1 protein-coding gene and 1 pseudogene are annotated in these 5,057 nt (G+C 41.6%); both read right to left on the reverse strand.

The genetic code is table 11. From position 1 onward, the window contains the following. On the reverse strand, positions 1 to 4,680 hold a 4,680-nt coding region (locus A3757_RS08750; protein ID WP_156506259.1), incomplete at its 3' end, for a hypothetical protein. Between the two features lie 204 nt (positions 4,681 to 4,884). After that, positions 4,885 to 5,057 (reverse strand): annotated as a pseudogene (locus A3757_RS25150) (NAD(P)(+) transhydrogenase); the annotation flags it as partial.

Here is a 5,057-nt window from a genome sequence, read left to right on the forward strand (position 1 = left end):
TTGAACCTCATTGTCTTCAGCAACCAGGGGAGCAAGCTCTAAACGAATTAAATCACCATACCTTAGCTTTTCACCAGGGTAGGTAAAATCTTTAACTAAACGATCCAGCTCACCATTTATATACCAACGAGCTTCAAGCGTTTCCAACGCAACAGCGCTGAACTTGGACAAATCTAGACTCACTGATTCGCCCTCCTCAACAACGACGGGAGTAATGGAAAACTCAGTTAGCTCAGAGTCTGTTTCGATAGTGGGGAGCCTAAGTGTTTCAGTACGACCGTACTCCTGCCCTATGCTGTACGAATATTCTACAGATATTACGTCGCCAAACCTGATGTTTGTCTCTGGGTTTGTCGGAAACTCAAAAGAGCTTTCTCCTGGAACCTCAACATCATTAATAAACCAAACTGGTGTGAAATTTGCTGCCGCGTAGAAGTCATCGTTCTCTGTACTACTGATCAATCGTGCTTTAACGCTTGCATCTACCGGATGAAGATTTTCATCCCAGTATTCAGTATCTAAAACAGGAATATAATTACCAAGATCACCTACAAAGACTCCTTCAAGCGTGGCAAGACGAATGTCTTGCTGACTGGAAAAATCTGCTGAGCGTTTAAGGTAAATAGTCGCTTCAATGACATCTCCGTATTCAAGCTTACTGGCTTCGTACAGATACGGATATCGTTTATCAGTAAAACTATATACTAGTGAATCTGTAGATATATCGTTTACAGCCCATTCGACATACAAATGATCTGCTATGTGCGCGCCTGACAAATCAAGCTGACCAGCACTTAAAAGGGGCGGATTTTCATCGTCTGAATAATCAGAGTTTAGGACAAAACCATTAGTCCCAATTAAATGCGTGGAATAACTATATTCTATCAACTGTTCATCTAGCGCTTTGACACTAAGATAGATTGTTAGCGTGTCACCAAATTCACCTTGCCCAGAGTCTAATGACACAGTATCGGTAGAATTCAAGCCTTCGAGTGATTGAACACTGCCGTCCCTATAGCGCTCAATTTCGTAACGTACGGCTATATCATTGGCAAATCGAGTTAAACTAAGGTTTCCTAAGTGAGGGGTAAGTAATCTACCCGGCTCTGGAAACGTCAAACCAAAATTAATACTTACCACATCGCCGTTTGAGTCGAATATTGCCGAGTTAGACGTCTCAGGCTGTATCAATAAGTTCGAACCTAAAAGAACAAAGTTCGAAGTGTCTTCTTCGACACTAGGTATATAAAAAGATGAAACAGATTGTGTAGTTAAGGAGTAATAGCTAATCGCACCTCCGCTAAATGCCAGATACATCCGTCTTAATTCAGAGTCGAACAAAAGCTTCTGTACTTTTTGATAATTACTGTACTTGTCTTTAGGCAGCTGTACGTGACCTAAGAACCTATCCCTATTGCCGCTTTCTCTAATGATAAAATGCCAACTGTCGTCAAAATACCAGTACTCATCTAGGTCTGAGTTGTAAACTTCGGCTTTGCTATCTGTTGCTGCTAAGATGTCAGCAAAACAAGGAAGATTGTCATTAGCGTCTATAACGCCATCTCCGTTCACATCATCAATTCCAGACAACGGTTCAGGGCATTTTTCTCGAAAATCTACAGCATCGACATCAACGACCGAAGCATTTATATCCCCCAAATATATGGACGATTGTTTGTCGCTATAGGTAAGCGTCGCATTTATGGCTTGGCCTGCCTGAAGGTTTGAAATAACTGACAAGTCGCCGGTAAGGCCCTCAGAAGCTGCTAGCTGGAAGGGGCTGGCTTCCTCTTCATCATTGATTTGATATTGGACAGAAAAAGATTCACCAATCAAGTCAAGATCGAGAAACTCTCCGACGTTTTCATTATTGTCACCGCAAACAGGATATAGCTCGCATATTTGATCAGTTGCTTTAAATTGAAGGACGATCTTAGAGCCTGCGTTAACGAACTCGGAGCCTGTCACAGGATCTTGATTTTCGCTTACAACCCTAAATTCAAGTGTTGAGAAATCAAAGATTGTGAAAGGTAGTTCAAATCCGAATTGCTGTTCATCGACCTCTACTGCTTTTGTCTCAGGGTTAACCTGAGCTTCTGTTGTGAGCTGTACATATGCAGAATACGAACCCGCTTTTGATCCATCGATTTTTAGTTCTAAGAAACGCGCACTTCCACTATCGAACAGACGAGAGGAAATAGTCGCATTATGCGTATCAGGTGCTACGTTGATGCTGGAAGCGACGTCTATTTCAACCGACATATCCCCAACCAATATACATTGGGAGTCATGAGGCGCACAGCTTAGCTTTTCATCATCACCTGTCTGAACTTCCTCTATTGGGATTGTCAGAACTAGACTTTGATCTATAGGCATTAGTAAAGCGTCTTCGAATTGCACAGAAACCGAACGCAATCCATCATAACCATTATCGACAATCTCATTGGGAGTTGATGGGTCAGGGTCATCATTATCGAGCATTCCGTCACCGTCAGAATCTACACCACCAGCCGCTCCAACCAACGCTAAATTTTGCAAATAAGAATTGTATTCACCGAAATCAGAGTCTTCGCCAACAAGCAGTTCAAACTCTTGCTCTAACAGTTGGCCCAATTCACTAACGTTCACCGTGGTATCTGGGATAAATGCGGAAGACGGCTCTCTCGTTGCAAAATACGTAAGACTATTTATCGAAGACAAGGATTCAATAAATTCAGAATTCTGCTTGCCATCAATTTGTCCGTCATACAGATCCTTGGCAATCTCGTTTTGAACTACTTCGTAATCTAAATTACTTGCTACCTTAAGAGACTGGAGCATCGCGCCGTAATATTCGATATTAAAGCGATAACGATAGGATGCCTCAAGCTCATCTTGAAAGTACTTCATGTGAGGAAGAGTGACCGGACTGATAGCGAAAATATTCTTCAGCTCATCCCCCTCTGTAATATTAAAAGACCTGGACACAATGCTTTGCGACTCTTCAAGAAGTTCGCTTAAAGCCTGTTCACCAAGATCAAAATAGACATTTTTCTCATTGGCGGCGGAACCCTGATAGCCATTACCATCGTTCAAGCGTTCAACAAGAGGCTGGAGGTTAATGACTTTTTGCTGAGCAATTTCTACCGCAAGAGAAGTAAGCGGGGTTGTATATCGAGAGGGTTGCACCGTAAACAACTCGTCAGATGCCCCTGACTCAAAATCTGCCAAAGATGTAATTAATTCGCCTTCTGCGTTGCGCTGGACAATACCATTCTTAACATAATAACGAGTCTCATCTAATGCTTCATTATCGCCGTATCCGAGAATGTCATCGGTATGGATGATTGATACCATTTTACTCAATATAGGAGCTTTACCACTATTTAGGTCAACGGATGAAGGAACCATGTTTGCTTCTATATATATAAATCCTCGATACTGGCCGACAAACAGCCCTTCCAGTTTCGCGGCACCGTTTGAAGAACCGTAAGATAGCCTATTGGCAGAAACCCCGTTTTCTACATCGGTACTAAGTAAAATACTATCGAATGCTAATTGAGCCTCCTGCTGCATCAGACTCATTAGCTCACTATGCATAGCTTGTATATCTTCAGCGGCGTCAACACCTTCACGCACGCCTAAAAAACTGTAGACAGCTCGATGATTTTGAACGATAGATATAAGGTCTTGACAGGTAATAATGGAGTGAAAGAATGAATTCAAACCTGCTTTGACTGATGGGTTTCCCTCTTTCCGATAGGCTAAATAAACAAGCTCCTTTAGATCAATTACAGGTAAAGATTGAGCTAGGGAATCACGAAGTTCTTTCAAGTTACTAATTGCAACTTGGTCGTTTGTCTCAAGCGCTATTTCAACAAGCGTTTTCTCGTCGTTAGATTCATCAAACGCGACAACATCATAGCGCTCAGCAATTTCTTTACTTGTCATTGCTAATGATTGCAGTTCGCTAAAAGAGTCCTTAAGTGCTGACCAGTGTTCTGCTTTCGTCGGGTCTGACTCTTTAGTTGAGTATTTGGCTACTACCGAATTAACACCTGAAAATGAGCTAACTTCGAGAAGCTCTTCATAAAAGCCATCAACATCGTTCAATTTCCGCTTAAAATCATTTAGATCAGAGTAAGCGGAAAGGGCTTCCGAAACTCTGTCTTTAACAATTGAATTTGTCTCTTCCTTAAGCAAGTCAAATGTGGAATCCTCGTCTTTAACTGGCTTTGTTAGCCCTAGATAGACATCCAAATAGCTTTTAGCTTTTGCAATAGTTCCTGCGTTTTCAACTTTTACTTTGAAATAGTCGAGTTCAGAAACATAGGAGCCTGTTTCAACCAGAGCCTCGAAATCATTCAGCACCTGAGCAGAACTCCGACCTTCAGGTAGAACCAAGGAATCACCATCAATAGATATACCCAGGTCAGCGTATGCCTTAAAAACACCGTTAGCAACAGATTTAAAGTTTGCATATCGCTCTGACTCTAAATCGACGCTATAGATCGAGATATCGGAGAAAGCGACTGGGCCTTTAACTGCACCACTATTTAGAAAAATGTCTAAGGATTCGTTTCCTTCCGTGTCTTCTGGTAAAGGAACATATTTACTGTCACCCTCGCCACAACCGGAAAGAATTAAAAGGAGTGTAAACAGGGAGCTCCAAGAAAACAGTCTAAACCTTTGAGTTATCATATAAGCGGCACTTTTCCATGTCTGGCTACGTAGTTTAGTCAGTTGTAGCGATAGTCGGCTTTATTACAAAATATCCCTAATGCTACAAAATCAGAAAAAGTCTTACAAATGAAGGAATTCCGAAGCGTGAACTGAGACAACAAAAAGAAAAAGAGCGTTCAAAAAACGCTCTCAAATCGAAGAAAAATGACGAAAAGTTTAAAATCAGAATATGCGATTAAGACCATTTAGTGCCGCAACACGATATGCTTCTGCCATAGTTGGGTAGTTAAATGTGGTATTAATGAAGTAATCTAGGGTATTTGCATCACCTTCCTGATTCATAATCGCCTGACCGATGTGTACGATTTCGGCCGCCTGATCTCCAAAGCAATGGA

It is taken from the genome of Oleiphilus sp. HI0117 (assembly GCF_001635235.1).